The sequence below is a fragment of the Acinetobacter qingfengensis genome (assembly GCF_008693185.1).
GTDB classification, from domain to species: Bacteria; Pseudomonadota; Gammaproteobacteria; order Pseudomonadales; family Moraxellaceae; genus Acinetobacter; species Acinetobacter qingfengensis.
The window spans coordinates 102,227-119,027 of record NZ_VXKN01000008.1 but is presented as its reverse complement, the minus strand read 5'-3'; the positions used below and the strand labels follow the sequence as shown (position 1 = coordinate 119,027).

General features: G+C 40.0%; 19 protein-coding genes. 14 read left to right on the top strand and 5 right to left on the bottom strand.

From position 1 onward, the window contains the following. Positions 1–38 precede the first annotated feature (38 nt). Positions 39–272 carry an accessory factor UbiK family protein gene (locus F4V57_RS11010; protein WP_406564517.1) on the bottom strand — a complete coding sequence of 78 codons (234 nt, stop codon included), beginning with the start codon at positions 270–272 and terminating at the stop codon, positions 39–41. A gap of 224 nt (positions 273–496) precedes the next feature. Between F4V57_RS11010 and glnK the strand changes: the two genes are divergently transcribed. The 7 genes from glnK (at position 497) to F4V57_RS10975 (ending at position 6,289) form a co-directional block, all read left to right on the top strand. Then, positions 497–835: a P-II family nitrogen regulator gene (glnK, locus tag F4V57_RS11005; protein ID WP_070069369.1), complete on the top strand. Its 339-nt coding sequence runs from the start codon at positions 497–499 to the stop codon at positions 833–835. A 64-nt stretch (positions 836–899) separates the two neighbouring features. Then, the gene (locus tag F4V57_RS11000; protein WP_070069368.1) at positions 900–2,297 is read left to right on the top strand and encodes an ammonium transporter; all 1,398 of its coding nucleotides are present in this window, start codon (positions 900–902) and stop codon (positions 2,295–2,297) included. 118 nt (positions 2,298–2,415) lie between these two features. Continuing rightward, positions 2,416–2,922 carry a transcriptional regulator NrdR gene (gene nrdR / locus F4V57_RS10995; RefSeq protein WP_070069367.1) on the top strand — a complete coding sequence of 169 codons (507 nt, stop codon included), beginning with the start codon at positions 2,416–2,418 and terminating at the stop codon, positions 2,920–2,922. Further along, complete coding sequence (gene ribD, locus F4V57_RS10990; protein ID WP_070069366.1) at positions 2,912–4,009, top strand: bifunctional diaminohydroxyphosphoribosylaminopyrimidine deaminase/5-amino-6-(5-phosphoribosylamino)uracil reductase RibD; 1,098 nt, start codon at positions 2,912–2,914, stop codon at positions 4,007–4,009. Before nrdR ends, ribD begins: the two co-directional genes overlap by 11 nt. Beyond that, positions 4,006–5,301, top strand: coding sequence for a DNA adenine methylase (locus F4V57_RS10985; protein ID WP_070069365.1), 1,296 nt, complete (start codon positions 4,006–4,008; stop codon positions 5,299–5,301). Before ribD ends, F4V57_RS10985 begins: the two co-directional genes overlap by 4 nt. A 42-nt stretch (positions 5,302–5,343) precedes the next feature. Beyond that, on the top strand, positions 5,344–6,003 hold the full coding sequence (locus F4V57_RS10980; RefSeq protein ID WP_070069364.1) for a riboflavin synthase: 660 nt from the start codon (positions 5,344–5,346) through the stop codon (positions 6,001–6,003). 103 nt (positions 6,004–6,106) lie between these two features. Further along, positions 6,107–6,289 carry a hypothetical protein gene (locus F4V57_RS10975; protein WP_070069363.1) on the top strand — a complete coding sequence of 61 codons (183 nt, stop codon included), beginning with the start codon at positions 6,107–6,109 and terminating at the stop codon, positions 6,287–6,289. Positions 6,290–6,301: 12 nt separating this feature from the next. On the opposite strand, the gene F4V57_RS10970 is transcribed toward F4V57_RS10975, so the two are convergent. Next, positions 6,302–6,652 carry a hypothetical protein gene (locus tag F4V57_RS10970; protein ID WP_070069362.1) on the bottom strand — a complete coding sequence of 117 codons (351 nt, stop codon included), beginning with the start codon at positions 6,650–6,652 and terminating at the stop codon, positions 6,302–6,304. A gap of 424 nt (positions 6,653–7,076) precedes the next feature. Here F4V57_RS10970 and fadB point away from each other — a divergent pair, with 424 nt between their 5' ends. The 3 genes from fadB to F4V57_RS10955 all read left to right on the top strand — a co-directional run bounded on the left by fadB (position 7,077) and on the right by F4V57_RS10955 (position 11,498). Continuing rightward, the gene (gene fadB, locus F4V57_RS10965) at positions 7,077–9,230 is read left to right on the top strand and encodes a fatty acid oxidation complex subunit alpha FadB (protein ID WP_070069361.1); all 2,154 of its coding nucleotides are present in this window, start codon (positions 7,077–7,079) and stop codon (positions 9,228–9,230) included. 12 nt (positions 9,231–9,242) lie between these two features. Continuing rightward, entirely contained in the window at positions 9,243–10,415 is a 1,173-nt protein-coding gene (gene fadA / locus F4V57_RS10960) for an acetyl-CoA C-acyltransferase FadA (RefSeq protein WP_070069360.1), read from the top strand. A 207-nt stretch (positions 10,416–10,622) separates the two neighbouring features. Beyond that, positions 10,623–11,498 carry a hypothetical protein gene (locus F4V57_RS10955; protein ID WP_070069359.1) on the top strand — a complete coding sequence of 292 codons (876 nt, stop codon included), beginning with the start codon at positions 10,623–10,625 and terminating at the stop codon, positions 11,496–11,498. A 337-nt stretch (positions 11,499–11,835) separates the two neighbouring features. Here F4V57_RS10955 and F4V57_RS10950 read toward each other — a convergent pair whose 3' ends face one another. The 3 genes from F4V57_RS10950 to F4V57_RS10940 are packed head-to-tail and all read right to left on the bottom strand — an operon-like array spanning position 11,836 to position 13,900. Continuing rightward, positions 11,836–12,642, bottom strand: coding sequence for a metal ABC transporter permease (locus F4V57_RS10950; RefSeq protein ID WP_070069358.1), 807 nt, complete (start codon positions 12,640–12,642; stop codon positions 11,836–11,838). After that, the gene (locus tag F4V57_RS10945; RefSeq protein ID WP_070069357.1) at positions 12,642–13,418 is read right to left on the bottom strand and encodes an ATP-binding cassette domain-containing protein; all 777 of its coding nucleotides are present in this window, start codon (positions 13,416–13,418) and stop codon (positions 12,642–12,644) included. Before F4V57_RS10945 ends, F4V57_RS10950 begins: the two co-directional genes overlap by 1 nt. Then, positions 13,409–13,900: a transcriptional repressor gene (locus F4V57_RS10940; RefSeq protein WP_070069356.1), complete on the bottom strand. Its 492-nt coding sequence runs from the start codon at positions 13,898–13,900 to the stop codon at positions 13,409–13,411. Before F4V57_RS10940 ends, F4V57_RS10945 begins: the two co-directional genes overlap by 10 nt. A gap of 122 nt (positions 13,901–14,022) precedes the next feature. Between F4V57_RS10940 and F4V57_RS10935 the strand changes: the two genes are divergently transcribed. From F4V57_RS10935 to atpE, 4 genes are all read left to right on the top strand, one after another. Next, positions 14,023–14,853: a metal ABC transporter solute-binding protein, Zn/Mn family gene (locus F4V57_RS10935; protein ID WP_070069355.1), complete on the top strand. Its 831-nt coding sequence runs from the start codon at positions 14,023–14,025 to the stop codon at positions 14,851–14,853. A gap of 201 nt (positions 14,854–15,054) precedes the next feature. Continuing rightward, positions 15,055–15,441 (top strand): ATP synthase subunit I, encoded by a 387-nt coding sequence (locus F4V57_RS10930; RefSeq protein ID WP_070069354.1) that lies wholly within the window; start codon positions 15,055–15,057, stop codon positions 15,439–15,441. A gap of 119 nt (positions 15,442–15,560) precedes the next feature. Beyond that, entirely contained in the window at positions 15,561–16,436 is an 876-nt protein-coding gene (gene atpB, locus F4V57_RS10925) for a F0F1 ATP synthase subunit A (RefSeq protein ID WP_070069353.1), read from the top strand. Positions 16,437–16,516: 80 nt separating this feature from the next. After that, a complete protein-coding gene (gene atpE / locus F4V57_RS10920) occupies positions 16,517–16,762 on the top strand; it encodes a F0F1 ATP synthase subunit C (protein ID WP_000424060.1) in 246 nt (81 codons plus the stop codon). Positions 16,763–16,801 lie beyond the last annotated feature (39 nt).

Below are 16,801 nucleotides of genomic sequence, written 5' to 3'. Positions count from 1 at the left end.
TGTTATTGATGCATTGTTTTTGAGCAAAATAAAACGCTTTAATCAGACTTCAGCTTTGTCTCAAGTTCAGAAAGTTGTTGTTTTAGAGCATCTAGACGTAGATTGGCCCGTGTTAATGCCTGTTTTTGGCGCTCTAATTCCTGTTGCGAAACGAGATCCATTTTTATCACCATTTCATTGAGCAGAGTGCGGATATTTTTCTCAAGATCCGCTTTGGGTGTCGCAATTTGTTCTTTTAAAGCAGCTACAAAGCTATCTAATATAGGTGTCATGTCTATTTTAATCTATCCATCACTAAAACTGTTTCAAGATACAATAATTTATGGGGGATTGATAGCGATTCGATGGATTAAAAGCATAATGCTGTTAAACTGTTAAAACCTATGAAAAAACAATAAATGTGTCAGGAGGGGAAATTCCCCCAGCCTTTTCTGCTCCTTGGCACGGAAATTGAAGGGTAAACGCCATTGGTATAAGTAACCGAAAGGAAGAAAATATGAAGCTTGTAACTGCAATTGTAAAACCTTTTAAACTTGATGATGTGCGTGAAGCACTCTCTGAAATCGGTGTGCAGGGTATTACTGTTACTGAAGTAAAAGGCTTTGGTCGTCAGAAAGGTCACACGGAGTTGTACCGTGGTGCAGAGTATGTTGTTGATTTTTTACCAAAAGTTAAAATTGAAATTGCTATTAAAGATGACATGGTCGACAGTGTTATTGAGGCAATTACCAATGTTGCAAGCACTGGTAAAATTGGTGATGGTAAAATCTTTGTTTCAAACTTGGAGCAAGTGATTCGTATCCGTACCGGTGAAACAGGACCTGATGCCGTATAAAAATATGGCATGACTTTTGCTGAGTTGAGATCAGCAACGTATATCAAAAGGTTGGGGGATACGAATGAAAAAAATACTAATGGCACTTGGTTTGACCAGTGCGCTTTTTACATCAGCAGGCGTATGGGCAGAAAGCTCTAGTGCGGATGCACCAGCCACAACTGTGATTGATTCCAGTGCTGAGGTAAATTCTACTGCTACAAATGAAACAACCGCAACTGCCACATCAGCGGAGCAAGCATCTCCTGCTGAAGAAGCACCTAAACTTGATACAGGTGATACAGCTTGGATTTTGACCTCAACGGCATTGGTTCTATTTATGACCATTCCGGGTTTGGCATTATTTTATGGTGGTATGGTTCGTAAGAAAAATGTTCTGGGTACAATGGCGCACAGCTTAACAGCAGCGGCTGTTGTAAGTATAGTTTGGGTAGTCATTGGTTATACCCTTGCATTTGACTCAGGCAATAGCTTTGTTGGTGGTCTGAGCAAATTTATGCTTTCCGGTATTACTCCGGACGCATTAAGCGGCACAATTCCGGAAATTCTGTTTGTTATTTTCCAAATGACCTTTGCAATTATTACTGTGGCGATTATCAGTGGTTCAGTTGCGGATCGTATTAAGTTTAGCGCATGGATTGCATTTATTGCGATCTGGGTGATTGTGGTCTATGCACCAATTACTCACTGGGTATGGGGCGGTGGCTGGTTAGGTAGCGATGGTGCACTTGATTTTGCCGGTGGTACGGTTGTTCATATCAACTCAGGTGTGGCAGGTTTAGTACTTGCTTATATGTTAGGTAAACGTCTTGGGCTTGGCCGTGAATCCATGGCACCTCATAATTTGACTTTAACTGTGATTGGCGCAAGTTTCCTATGGGTGGGCTGGTTTGGATTTAATGGTGGCTCAGCGTTAGGTGCAAATGGCAGTGCTGGATATGCATTGGTAACCACGCAAGTTGCGGCAGCTGCAGCAGCAATTTCATGGTTATGTGTAGAATGCATTGTTCGTGGCAAAGGTTCTGTATTGGGTGCCGCATCAGGTGCAGTTGCGGGTCTGGTTGTAATTACACCAGCAGCAGGTTTTGTTGATGTTACTGGTGCATTAATCATGGGCTTAATTGGTGGTGTTGTGTGTTTCTGGGGTATTTCAGGCCTTAAACGCTTACTTAAAGCAGATGATGCTCTGGATGCATTTGGTCTACATGCCGTAGGCGGTGTTGTTGGTGCAATCTTGACTGCAGTATTTGCCAGTGAATTGATCATGGGCGATAAAGTTCCAACTGATATGGCACATCAATTATGGATTCAAATTGAAGGGGTTTTGGCAACAATCGCTTATTCCGCAGTCTTAACCTTCATTATTGCTAAAGTCATTGATTTAGTGATTGGTCTACGTGTTGAACAGGATGATGAACGTATGGGGCTGGATCTTAGTCAACATGGTGAGCGTGTAGAATAATTATATTTTCTTTGATGAGTAAGGCAGTCAATTGACTGCCTTTTCTTTTTTGGAAAAATACAATAGACGATAATTTTGCTACACTAAGCTGATTTGTTAATGAATGTGCTAGATAATTATGCATTGTCCATTTTGCAATACACCAGACAGTAAAGTGATTGATTCACGACTTGCAGCACAAGGTGCCCAAATTCGTCGTCGAAGGGAATGTGGAAAATGTGGCGAGCGATTTACCACATTTGAAAGTTATGAAGTGGTTATGCCACGTGTGATTAAATCCAATGGAAAAAACGAACCATTTGATGAGCAAAAATTACGTCGCTCATTGATGCATGCCCTACAAAAAAGACCGGTCACACAAGAACAAATAGAAACCACCTTATCAGACATTCAACAAACCATTCGTCGATTGGGTGAGCGTGATATGAAATCACTGACCATTGGAGAAATTGTGATGCAGGCGCTTTATCAACTGGATCATGTTGCTTATGTACGTTTTGCATCGGTTTATCAGGATTTTCAAAATGTTGATGCTTTTCGTGAGCAAATCGAAAAAATGCAGCAACGTGGTGAAGCCGATAAACTTAATGCACATCAGTTAAAAGAATCTAAACATGACTACTGACCAAGACTGGATGGCGCAGGCCATTGCACAAGCTAATACGGCACAATATCGAACGCGCCCTAATCCTGCGGTCGGTTGTGTTATTGTTAAAAATGAACAGATTATTGGTCGTGGTGCAACTGCACCAGTTGGGGGGTCACATGCAGAAGTTTTTGCGCTGAAAGAAGCTGGTATGCAGGCAAAGGACGCAACTGCCTATGTGACATTAGAGCCTTGTGCACATTATGGTCGAACACCCCCCTGTGCTGAAGCATTGATTAAAGCCGGATTAAAGAAAGTTGTGATTGCCACTCTGGATCCTAATCCACTGGTAGCAGGAAAAGGTCTTGCCATGCTCAATGATGCTGGTATTGAAACGATTGTGGGTGTCTTACAGCATGAAGCACAAGCGCAAAATCGTGGCTTCTTAAAAGTTATGGCCGGTGGTTTGCCTTATGTTCGATTAAAAATTGCAGCCAGTTTAGATGGACGTACTGCAATGGCTTCTGGTGAATCAAAATGGATCACTGGAGAGGCTGCCAGACAGGATGTTCAACATTGGCGGGCGATTAGCGGTGCTGTAATTACAGGTATTCAGACCATTTTGGCAGATGATGCCCAATTAAATGTCCGAAATTTGCTTGATGTTGATCTTTCAGAGGTGGTACAGCCTTGGAGAGTGATTTTAGATCGTCATGGGCAATTACCTTTACAGGCAAAAATTTTGCGATCACCTGCAACTGTCATGGTCATGGGGCCATATCGTGAAGAATTGGCGCAATTAGGTGTGGTACAATTCGAGCCACAATCCCTGACAGATTTATTGTCTACTCTAAAATCAGCATATAAAATTTATGATGTTTTGGTTGAAGCAGGGGCAACGTTAAGCACTAGTTTTTTACAGGACAATTTGGTGGATGAAGTGATTCAATATATTGCACCAATGTATTTAGGGCAAACAGCCCGAGCATTGAATCAACTGAATTATGAATCCATGCAACAACGATTTCAGTTGAAATTACTTGAGGTAAAACAAATTCATCAAGATATCCGCCTTCGATTACAACCTGTGCAGCATTGCTGTGCAAGCCATATAGAGCCATCATGACCGCAGAAGCCTCCGTATATCATAAACGTCGTCATGCAGCACGCACCACCGATGAATATTTGTTCCATCAACTGGTTCCTTATCTGGGAAACAAACGCCGCCTATTGCACCTTATTTTGGAGGCACTGGAGCAGACCGGTACCTTACAACATAAAAAAGGAAAACCAGCACCAATTTTTGCAGATTTTTTTGCGGGTAGTGGCGTTGTTTCACGATTGGCTCGTCAAAATGGTTATCGAGTCATTGCCAATGACTGGGAACCATATAGTCATGCCTTAAATCATGCGCTTTTAGCCTGTGTTGAAGCACCCGCATTTAAACAGCTTGGTGGTTATCAGGCAGCCATTGATTATTTAAATCGTTTGCCTCCGGTAAAAGGTTGGGTCACACATAATCTTTGCCCTCGGGACGATGATGTTTATGATCCAACCCGTGACAGGCTGTTCTTTAAGCGACGTAATGGTATGCGAATTGATGCGATTCGTCAGCAAATTGCTACATGGCAGACGCAAGGGGCGATTGATTCTGTTGAAATGAGTGCATTGTTGGCGCCATTACTGTACTCGGCAAGTTATGTTAGCAATACCAGCGGTGTATTTAAAAGTTTTCATCATGGTTGGGGTGGAAAAACCAAAGCAGCATTGGAACGAATAGATTCATTACTTTGGCTATCGCCGAATCGATTTTGTGATGTTGGGGATAAAAAAAAGTTACAGGCTGAAATGTGGTGTGTGGATGCCCAGCATCTAGCTGATCAAATGACAGGTTTTGAGGTGGATGTAGCATATCTGGATCCACCTTATAATCAACATGCTTATAGTTCAAATTATCATGTGTTGAATTCATTAACCTTATGGGATCAGGTCGATTTACCTTCTCCAGATACTAAAGGTTTTAAAAGCGGAATTGATCGTGCGTGGCGAAAACAGCGACCAAGTGCTTATAATTCATCTAAATATGCCAAAGAAGCTTATCAAAAATTATTGGCAACGATTAATGCACGTTTTATTCTCACCAGTTATAGTACAGACGGAAATATTTCGCCTACAGACTTGCTTGAAGCAAATCTGGAACGAGGACGAGTGACTTTGCTCACACAGGATGTTCCAAGATATAGAGTCAGTAAACAACGTCAATCCGATCGGGCTCGTGTACTGGAGTTTATAGTGATTACCGATACTCATGCCAAATCAGGTCCGCCTTTACGACAATTATTGGGGCAGCTTTATCATTTTGCGGAATTAGGTGGAGTAGATACTTCAGGTCCCAATACCCAATTAGCATTATGGTAATGCAAAAATATACGCTTATTCATGGCGTGATGTGGAGATGTGATGTTTACAGGAATTATTGAAAGTGTAGGCAAGGTACAAAGCATACAGAATATTGCAGGGGATATTCGCTTGCAAATTCAAAGTGATCTGGATATGTCAGATGTGCATCTGGGAGACTCTATCGCGACCAATGGCATTTGTTTGACAGTTATAGATTTTGGTCATCACTGGTATGCCGCAGATGTATCTAGAGAAAGTTTGAATCGAACGACTGTCGGACAATGGCAGGTAGGGCAAGCGGTAAATGTGGAAAAAGCCATGTTACCAACCACCCGTTTTGGCGGTCATATCGTCAGTGGTCATGTTGATGGTCTGGGAGAAATTACTCATGCCAGTCGTGATGCACGCTCCTTGTACTTTGAAGTTACTGCGCCTATGGAACTGGCAAAATATCTGGCAGAAAAAGGCTCTATTACTGTTGATGGCATTAGTCTGACCATTAACCATTTACGCGGCAATATTGTAAGTTTGAATTTGATTCCTCACACAGCGGATCGAACCAATATCGCAACATGGCAAATTGGTTCTAAAGTGAATCTGGAAGTTGATGTTTTAGCGAGATATATTGAACGGCTATTATTGGGGGATCGAGCCGCTGACATTGCCCAACCTTCAAAACTTAGTCTGGATTTTCTTGCTCAAAATGGATTTTTAAAATAATTTGAATCTTAAACCATTTAGATAGACAAAAGGCTAATTTCTGAAAAGCAACCGATTGCTTAAAGTGTGAGAAATAGGATCTTGCACTGGAAATTTTGCCATAATGAGACGACTCTTATATATCGTCGGTTTTGCTTTACTGCTGTTATTGGGCAGTTTGTTCCTGAGCTTGCGTTTTTCGGAAGCATTGCCCATCGCCTTTATCGGTGGTTGTTTGGGATGGGCTGTTGCAGAATTTAAACGGGAAACCAAACCTACAGAAAGAAGTAATTCTGATTCCAGATAATATTCAAATGTATCAATGTGCAGTATTTAGGCATTGTTGATATTTTCCGGCTTTAAATTGTTCCATCGCCAGATCTTTCTCTTTTTGTTGATCATATTTTTGAACCTGATGTGCCTGATCAACCAGAACCATAAGCATATCACGTTGTTTTCCTTCGGGACTTTTCTTTAAATGTTCGATCGATTGTGCTTTACTGATATCATTTTGGCGATCATACATAATATTAAATGCAGCGCCTTCATAACTTTTACAAAAATTTTGCCATTGTTCTTCAGCAGTTAACGTTTTCTTTTCACCACATGCAGCGAGTAGTAATGTTGTCACAAATATTGTTGTCAGGCTGAAACATTTATTGTATGTCATGGATGACTCCAAAAAATAAGAGATAGAAAAATACCGTGTATTGTAGATGATACAGTGCAAAAAGTATTTAATGATAAAAATTCTTAAAAACCTACTTTATTTGTAATCACATCAGGATATAAAGAATTAAAATTTTCTCAAAAAATTAAATCAGCCTAAACGTGATTGAATTATTACAGTTCAGCGAAAAGTATACCAAAAGATCAGAAACTGCATTCAATTTAAATTTGCATAGATGACCATGTATATGTCTGAAAAATAATAATTTAATTTTTAAAAATGACAAATGACGCAAGCGTCACGCCTTGATACAACTTGATGACTTTTTTTTGGATATAGTTAGCGTAAGATGAGATAAGCAGTCGATGCAATGCATCAGACACTATATTTAATTTGTAGTCCTCCATAACAAAGGAGATCAGGCATGATCCACAATGGCAATGCCATTACCGTCCAATTACTTGAGGATGGAATTGCAGAACTTTGCTTTGACCTACAAGGCGAGTCGGTTAATAAATTTAATCAGGCAACTTTACAAGATTTACAAACCGCTGTTGATGCAATTAAAAATAACAGCGAAATCAAGGGGCTGATAGTCACTAGTGGTAAACCTGTATTTATCGTTGGTGCAGACATTACTGAATTTGGTGATTTTTTCTCGGCCTCACCAGAAGTTATTGCTGAGAAAACTCAGGCAATACACCAGTTATTTAATGGTTTTGAAGATTTAGATATTCCAAAGGTCGTTGCTATTAATGGGCTGGCATTAGGCGGCGGTTTTGAAATTTGTCTGGCGTGTGAATATCGTGTCATGTCAACAACTGCACAAGTGGGCTTACCGGAAATTAAACTGGGAATTTTTCCGGGTTATGGTGGTACAGTTCGCCTAAGCCGTGTGATCGGAATTGATAATGCATTGGAATGGATTGGTACAGGTGCGCAACAAAAAGCTGATGCTGCATTAAAAGCAGGTGCAGTCGACGCAGTGGTTGCACCCGAACTGCTTAAAGATGCTGCAATTGATCTGGTGAAAAAAGCACTTGCCGGACAATTTAATTGGCAGGCCAAACGTCAAGAAAAAATTGATCCTGTAAAACTTAATCAAATTGAACAAATGATGGCATTTAATTCTGCCAAAGGCGTGATTTTTGCCAAAGCCAATCCAGCACAGTATCCTGCACCAAAATTAGCATTGGATGCCTTGCAGATTCACGTTAATCAAACTCGTGATGAAGCAGTAAAAACAGAGTCACAATTCTTTGCTCAAGTCGCTATAACACCTCAGGCTGAAGCTTTAATCGGTTTATTCCTGAATGATCAAATTGTTAAAAAAACGTCCAAAAAACATGAAAAAGGTGCACACCCTGTAAATCAGGCTGCGGTACTTGGCGCGGGTATCATGGGCGGTGGTATTGCCTATCAATCTGCGGTTAAAGGTACACCAATTATCATGAAAGATATTGGTAATCCACAGCTTGCTCTGGGGATGTCTGAAGCCAATAAATTATTGACCAAACAGGTTGAACGCAAAAAATTAACGCCTGTAAAAATGGGTGAAACACTGGCACGAATTCGACCATCTTTAAGTTATGAAGAATTTAAAGAAGTAGACATTGTCATTGAAGCCGTGACAGAGAATCCGAAAGTCAAGGAAATTGTACTGGCTGAAACAGAAAAGCATGTTCGTGATAACACAATTATTGCTTCAAATACCTCCACTATTTCAATTACTCGGTTGTCCAAAGCATTACAACGCCCGGAAAATTTTGTTGGTATGCATTTCTTTAACCCAGTACACATGATGCCATTGGTTGAAGTCATTCGTGGAGAAAAAACTTCTGAGGAAGCCATTGCAACAACAGTGGTATTAGCTCAGAAAATGGGTAAAACCCCAATTGTTGTGAATGATTGCCCAGGATTTTTAGTCAATCGGGTATTATTTCCTTATTTTGGTGCATTTGACCTGTTGTTAAAAGATGGTGCTGATTTTCAGCAAATCGATAAAGTCATGGAAAAGTTTGGCTGGCCAATGGGCCCTGCTTACTTAATTGATGTTGTTGGTATTGATACTGGCGTACATGGTGCAGAAGTGATGGCAGAAGGCTTTCCAGACCGAATGAAGCCAGATTTTAAGGGTGCCATAGAAATTATGTATGAAAATCAGCGTTTGGGGCAAAAAAATGACGTTGGTTTTTATAAATATGAACTGGATAAAAAAGGCAAAAAAGCCAAAGTTACCGACACAACGGCTTATGAACTTGTTGCTTCCGTTGCAACCACAGAAAAGCATGAATACGATCCACAAGAAATTATTGATCGTATGATGTTGGCACTTTGCAATGAAACTGTGCGTTGCCTTGAAGATCATATTGTTGCAACACCGGCTGAAGCAGATATGGCAATGATTATGGGTATTGGTTTCCCACCTTTCCGTGGTGGTCCATGTCGTTATATTGATCAAACAGGTGTGGCAGAATATGTTGCCCTTTGTGATAAATATGCACATTTGGGCAAAGCTTATCACGCGCCACAATCATTGCGTGACATGGCAACAAACAACAAAAAATTCTACGGTTAAGGAGCAACGTGAATGACTACTTTAAATCCACGTGACGTTGTGATTGTTGATGGCGTACGTACAGCCATGGGCAAATCCAGAAATGGTATGTTCCGTAATGTACGTGCCGATAGCATGTCAGCGGAATTGATTCGTGCGCTCGTTGTCCGTAACCAGTTTGATGTCAATGAAGTTGAAGATGTGATCTGGGGCTGCGTAAACCAGACACTGGAACAAGGCTGGAACATTGCTCGTAATGCCAGTTTATTGGCCGATTTACCCAAAACTGTTGCGGGTCAGACAGTAAATCGCCTATGTGGTTCTTCGATGCAAGCCCTTCATACCGCAGCCGCTCAAATTGCAACGAATCAAGGTGATGTTTTTATCATTGGTGGTGTTGAACACATGGGCCATGTCAGCATGATGCATGGTGTTGATATTAACCCAGAAGCATCAAAACATTATGCCAAAGCCTCTAATATGATGGGTTTGACTGCGGAAATGTTAGGACGTATGAATGGCATTACTCGTGATGAACAGGACAAATTTGGTATAGCATCGCATCAAAAAGCTTGGGCAGCAACGCAGGCAGGGCGATTTAACAACGAAATTGTCGGGATTAATGGCCATGATCAAAACGGCTTATTACAACGCTGTGATATTGATGAAGTCATTCGTCCTGATGCAAGTCTTGAGTCATTTCAGGCGCTACGTCCTGTATTCGATCCAAAGGGTGGAACAGTAACCGCAGCAACATCTTCAGCGCTATCTGATGGGGCTTCTGCCATGTTACTAATGTCTGCACAACGTGCCAAAGATCTAGGATTACAGCCTCGAGCAGTGATTCGTTCTATGGCTGTTGCAGGTTGTGATGCTGCAATTATGGGTTATGGCCCTGTACCAGCAACCCAAAAAGCTTTAAAACGTGCAGGTTTAAGCATAGCTGATATTCAAACTATTGAATTAAATGAAGCTTTTGCGGCACAAGGCTTGTCTGTGCTGAAAGGTCTGGGACTTTATGAAAAGCAGGACATTGTGAATTTAAATGGCGGTGCAATTGCTCTGGGTCATCCATTGGGTTGTTCAGGTGCACGTATTACCACCACATTGCTTAATATCATGGAACAACAAGGTACACAAATTGGTTTAGCGACCATGTGTATCGGTTTGGGTCAGGGTATTGCGACAGTGATTGAACGAATTTAAGTTATTTTTTATTAAATTCTAGCTGAATCAGGATTAAGGAAATTTATTTTTCTTAATCCTTTTTTATTTGTTTGCGAAATAAATTTGAATCATCAAACGATTATTAATGGTTACTTTTAAATAAAAATCATTTACATTAATTGCGTTTAATCATAGAATTCTCCATAATTTAACCTAAATTAACTTAATTTTTTACAAAGTAGATACATGATGAATAAAATATGTATTCCTTGTCTAGTAGGCGGTACTTTATTTTTTACGGGTTGTGCAACAACATCAATGCAAGTTTCTCCCGAAGTTTTGCAGCAAAGAGAAATATTAAAAACCGAACTAAAAACAAAATCAGTTGCTCTTCTTTCGGATAGTTGCCTGTTACGCAGTGAATTGGGAACAAGTCATGTTGCTGCACAACAATCCAGACAAACAGCAGAAAAATTGAGTGCTGAAGTAAAAGATCAATTTAATCAATATGGTGTGGATGTCATTGTAAATGCTCATCCATTTTTATGTGGTTATATGCCTGAGCAGCAGTTAAAAAAATATGACATCAAATATGATGTGGATGGAAAACGTCAAGAAATTAAATATCCTGTTTTAAATGACAGTGAGCTTGCTAATAATCAACAGCAAAATCTTGCTATTCTCCATCTTTATCAAGCAGTTAATCTTCAAAATGCCCAACAGTTGGAAAATGCACGTTACCCTAAAAAAGCAAAACCAATTGGCGAACTTAATTTGACCGATGATGAGCAGAATACTTTAAAAACTTTTGCCCAATCACCATATCTGGTTTTAGTGTCATCGGCAGGTGTTGATGTGTCTTTTGGTAAGAATTTTTTGATTACGGGGCTAAGTGCAGGTATTGCTGTTGCAACTTTAGGTGCGGGTTCACCTATGGCGGTTTTTTATATGCCAGCAGAAGGTCAAACTTATACTCTGAACATTGTAGATTTGGACAAAAAGAAAATTGTACATGGATGGTCGGAACATTTACCAAATAAAGTCTTTGCCAAAAACAACCATGATATTGGTGTGATTCATCCACTTTGGGGACTATTTGAAACTGCACCTATTAAAAAATAAAATTCAATGGCATGAATAAGGATGACTATCATTGTTCCATCCTTTTTCCTGAAATGTTTTGAAATGATTATGCGTGTAGATATCCGGTCATCGAATGCGTACCATCATATCAATGACATTAAGAAGTTTTGGAATCGGACGAAAAGAACATTATGCAAATGTAATGGAATTCTAAAGAATTCTTTCCACTTGTTTATTAAAGATGAGAAGTACTGCTTGGCAAGGTTTAGATTTAGCTATGGTCGTTCAAAACAACAGCTAAAACTTTGCAGTTTTGGATTGAAATTTAAACCTTATCTAGTACAGCGCCTAAAATTAACTTAATCTTCGAATTGATTTATGAATTAACTATATTCAGGATTTTTTGTGTAGTAAAAATGAGGATAAACAACATTGCCATGCTAAGCACAATGGTTAGTCCTGTAGATAAATCTAACCAGGCACTGCCCCACAAACCTACAGTGATACAAATTTCTGTACTAATAAAAGCCCATAACACCATTTGTTTTGGAGAGTGTGCCAATAATCGTGCAGTTAGTGCCGGAATCACCAATAATGCACCCATTAATAATGAACCGACCACTTTTAATGCCAATATTGTAAATAATGCCAATACACTCATAAAAATTAAACGTTGTATACCAGCATGAATACCTTCACTTTGTGCAATATCTTCTGCAATGGCAACTCGTAATTGTTTTGACCATGTTAATGCCAAAATTGTAGCGCCAAAGATTACAGTACATGCCAGCACGGGTAAACTTTGCCAGCTTACAGTAAGTAGATCGCCAAATAGATAGCTCAGTAATTCCGGGCGTAGTGCGGGTAAATTTTGAATAAGCAATAAACCGCTACATAATAATGTGGCTGAACATAGCGCCAGTAATGCATCACTGGGTAAGCGCTGATCATGTAAAAACCATAACAGCAGCACCAATAAAAATGCTAAAGCTGTTACACCTAACCATAGTGGTAAAGCCAGTAAACCCGCTACAGCTACGCCAAGTAATGTTCCATGTGCCATGGTGTCGGCAAAAAATGACATACGGCGCCATAACATCAGACAGCCTAATGGTGCCGTCAGAAAAGGTAAAATGCAGCCCATCACCCAAGCTGGACCCAATAGACTCAACCATTCAGACATTATTTTGGCTCCACTTCTGGGTGAATATGCGGGTGTGGCAGATGATCACAGGGTTCAGCATGATCACCATGAATGCAATGATCATGATGATGCTGATAGGGTACACGTTGTCCAAAAATAGCAACATATTCGGGATGTTGTTGAATATTTTCCGGTGTACCAGTACAACAAATATGATGGTTTAAACAAATTACCCGCTTTGTTCCCTGCATAACCCATTGCAAATCATGGGATACCATTAATACTGAGCAGCCCAGACGTTCGGGTAGAGTCCGTACATAAGTATAAAGCTCTTCTTCAGACTGAATATCTAGACCTTGCATAGGTTCATCCAGTACTAAAAGTTGCGGTTGACGTAATAACGCACGAGCCAGTAATACCCGCTGGCGTTCACCACCAGATAAGCGATGTAAATTATAATCTTGTAAACCTTCAATACCGGTATCCCGAATAATATTTTTCTTATAGGCGGGGTCACAGAACTCCAGTGACAAAAGATCTTTAACTCTTAATGGTAAACTGGTTGATGGATGAAATTTTTGCGGCACATACGCCAGTTTTAATCGTGGTTGATAAATGACTTTACCGGAAGGGGCTTTTTCAATGCCCAATAAGATTTTGATCAGGGTTGATTTTCCCGCACCATTAGGACCAATCAACGCGACAATTTCATTGGGCATAATACTTAGATCAATATTCTTTAAAACCTGCCGTTGGTCAAAGGTTATATTAACTTGTTGTAGTTGAACCAAAGGCGATGCAGCGTTTATTGACATTGCTGACAGGTTCCAGAGATTTCGATAATGCTATGCTTCGCTTTGAATTTGCCTTGTGCAGCAATTTGTTCTAATTCATGAAATAAATTATTGGCAGAGGTTTCTTTCACGGTATGGCATTTCTGGCAAATTAAGAATGCGGCTTGATGTCCTTCACGTGGATGGCAACAGGGAATAAATGCATTAATAGAAGTCAGTCGATGTACAAAACCATATTCCAGTAAAAAATCCAGTGTACGATATACTGTTGGTGGTGCTGCTGGACGTTCACTTTTACTTTTTAATTTTGCCAATAAGTCGTAGGCACCGATGGGTGCATTAGCAGCAAGAATTAAACTCAGGACTTCCTTACGTAAAGGTGTTAACCGCGCACCTTCCTGTGAACAAATTTGTTCAGCTTCCTGAATGCGATCATGAATACTATCATGATCATGCACACCATGTAGATGATCATCATGTGATGTATGTGAACATAGAGTCATGATCATTTATCCTTAGATTAAATCAAACGTAATTTTAGCATGTCAGTGGTTAAAAGACTGCACCAAAACAGATTTTCTTGATATAGTGTTACATTATAACATTGAAATTCTGGTGGGAATATATGCGTTTCTTGGTTGTGATGGTAATAATCGCAAGCTTTTCTCAGTTTGCACTGGCTAAAGGATTAGTAGTTTCCACACATCCTTTATATTTAATTGCTCAGGAAGTCACAAAAGGAGTAGAACAACCAGCTTTATTATTGACTCCTCAACAGTCTGGGCATGATATTCAGTTGACACCTAAAGGCAGACAAATGGTTCAGGATGCCGATCTGGTGATTTGGCTGGGAAAACAGCATGAAGCGCCCCTACAAAGTTTATTATCTCAAAAAAGCAATGCAATTGCTTTGTTAAATAGTTCAATTCTAAAAACCTTGCCACAACGGGATGTGAAAGGTCGTGCAATTGCCAATAGCATTGATACACATGTTTGGTTAGAACCCAACAATGCCATTCGTATTGGATTTTTTATTGCCGCATTAAGATCACAACAACAGCCACAATATAAGGCACAATATTGGCAGAATGCTCAAAACTTTGCAAAAGAAATGCTGGCAGTCAGCCGTGTGGTTAATAAAAATAGCCGACCAAAAAATTACTGGGCTTATCATGATGCCTATCAATATGTTGAACGTGCATTAAATTTACAATTCGCTGGTGCTTTAACAACAGACCCAGAAATTCCACCAACAATTGCGCAAATCCAGTATTTAATGGTGAATAAGCCTCAAAAAAATATGTGTATACTGGCAGAATATCATGCAGATGGTCATTTAATACAGCGTTTGGCACCTGTAACAACTGTTACAGTTGATGAGGCCATGGCCAATGAAAATAATTTTGTGATTGGTTGGAAAAAATTAATCAAAAGTATTCAGCAATGCCTACATTAATCAAAACGACACATTGTTCATTTATGTTTTACAACTGTAACCTAGTAAATTAGTCGAAAACGGCACAAATTAGGGAAAAAACACAACTTCAACTTCGGATAAAGATTGCATGTTGAGGGGTGTAACTCTATAATGCCTGCGATTAAAAACAATCCTTTCACAGTATATCTTTAAGTCAAGATTGGAAAAGATGGGACCTGAATGAGTAGACCTCATCGCTTAGTTGATCGCCGATTAGCAAAAGCTTTATTGATTTTACAGTCCATCATGATTCCAGTCGCAGCAGTATTGGCTTGGCTAATACATGATGCTGTTGCTGCAAAAAGTGCAGCTTTGGGGGCTTTGGTATATTTTTTGGCGAGCGCATATTTTGCTTGGCAGGCATTTAAATCTTCTGGGGCTCGAGCTTCCAGACAGATTTTAAGCAATATGTACCTTGGTCTGATCGGTAAGTTTGTGATCGTGGTTGTTGGTTTGATTTTGATTTTAAGCAGTGTTTCACCAGTTTCTATGGTGGCGGTGTTGGGCGGATTTATACTCGTTCAGGCCATGTCTTGGATTGCACCTTTTTGGTTGGCAAGACGTTAAGTCTGTATGTGTAATGTAATACCGTCAGGATTGAAAGATTTTCACAAAGAGCTGATGTCGTGCAGCACGAACATCAAATTTCTCTTTAATTAGTAATTTACATTGACCAGGTGTGATTTATGGCTGCTGAAGAACATGCCCTTACTTCGACAGAGTATATCAAGCATCACTTGACTAACTTGACCTATGGCAAAATGCCAGATGGTACATGGAAGTTGGCTGAGAATGCGACAGAAGCTCAACAGATGGGGTTCAACGCAATTCACTTGGATTCAATGGGTTGGTCAATTGGTCTTGGAATTATTTTCTGTTTGTTATTTTGGATAGTTGCTCGTGCTGCCAACTCTGGCGTACCAACAAAATTCCAATCAGCAATCGAAATGATTATCGAGTTTGTTGACTCTAGCGTACGCGATACATTCCATGGTAAATCACGTTTAATTGCACCACTTTCGTTAACCATCTTTGTATGGATTTTCTTGATGAACTTAATGGATCTAATCCCTGTGGACTGGATTCCTTATGTTGCTCAACAAGTGGGCGCAAGTGTATTTGGTATGGACCCTCATCACATCTACTTCAAGATCGTGCCATCTACAGATCCTAACATTACTTTGGGAATGTCATTGTCTGTATTTGTCCTAATCTTGTTTTACAGTTTTCGTGAGAAAGGCGTGGCTGGTTTTGTTGGCGAATTGGCGCTTAACCCATTTAACCCAAGTAACCCGGTTGCTAAGGCTTTATTGATTCCAGTGAATTTGATACTGGAATTGGTGACATTCCTTGCACGTCCAGTTTCACTGGCACTTCGACTATTTGGTAACATGTATGCAGGTGAGTTGATCTTTATTTTGATCGCTTTACTTCCATTCTGGATCCAATGGGCGTTGTCTGTGCCTTGGGCGATTTTCCATATTCTTGTAATTACATTGCAGGCCTTCATTTTCATGATGTTAACCATCGTGTATCTGAGCATGGCAAGCGAAAAACATTAATGGTAATGCCTGACTACGTGATGTAGTTGGGCACAAGTTTTAATTTAAAATGGTATAACCTAACCTTTGAGGAATTTTTCATGGAACTCACTTTAGGTCTAGTTGCAATTGCATCTGCTATCTTGATCGCTTTCGGTGCTTTAGGTACTGCGATTGGTTTTGGTCTATTGGGCGGTCGTTTCTTAGAAGCTGTTGCTCGTCAACCAGAATTGGCGCCACAACTTCAAACTCGTATGTTCTTGATTGCGGGTCTTCTTGATGCTGTACCTATGATCGGTGTTGGTATTGGCTTGTTCTTCATCTTCGCTAATCCATTTGTAGGTTAATCAGCTTAATTCCGAAATCCACCTTTTGAGGAATAGCTA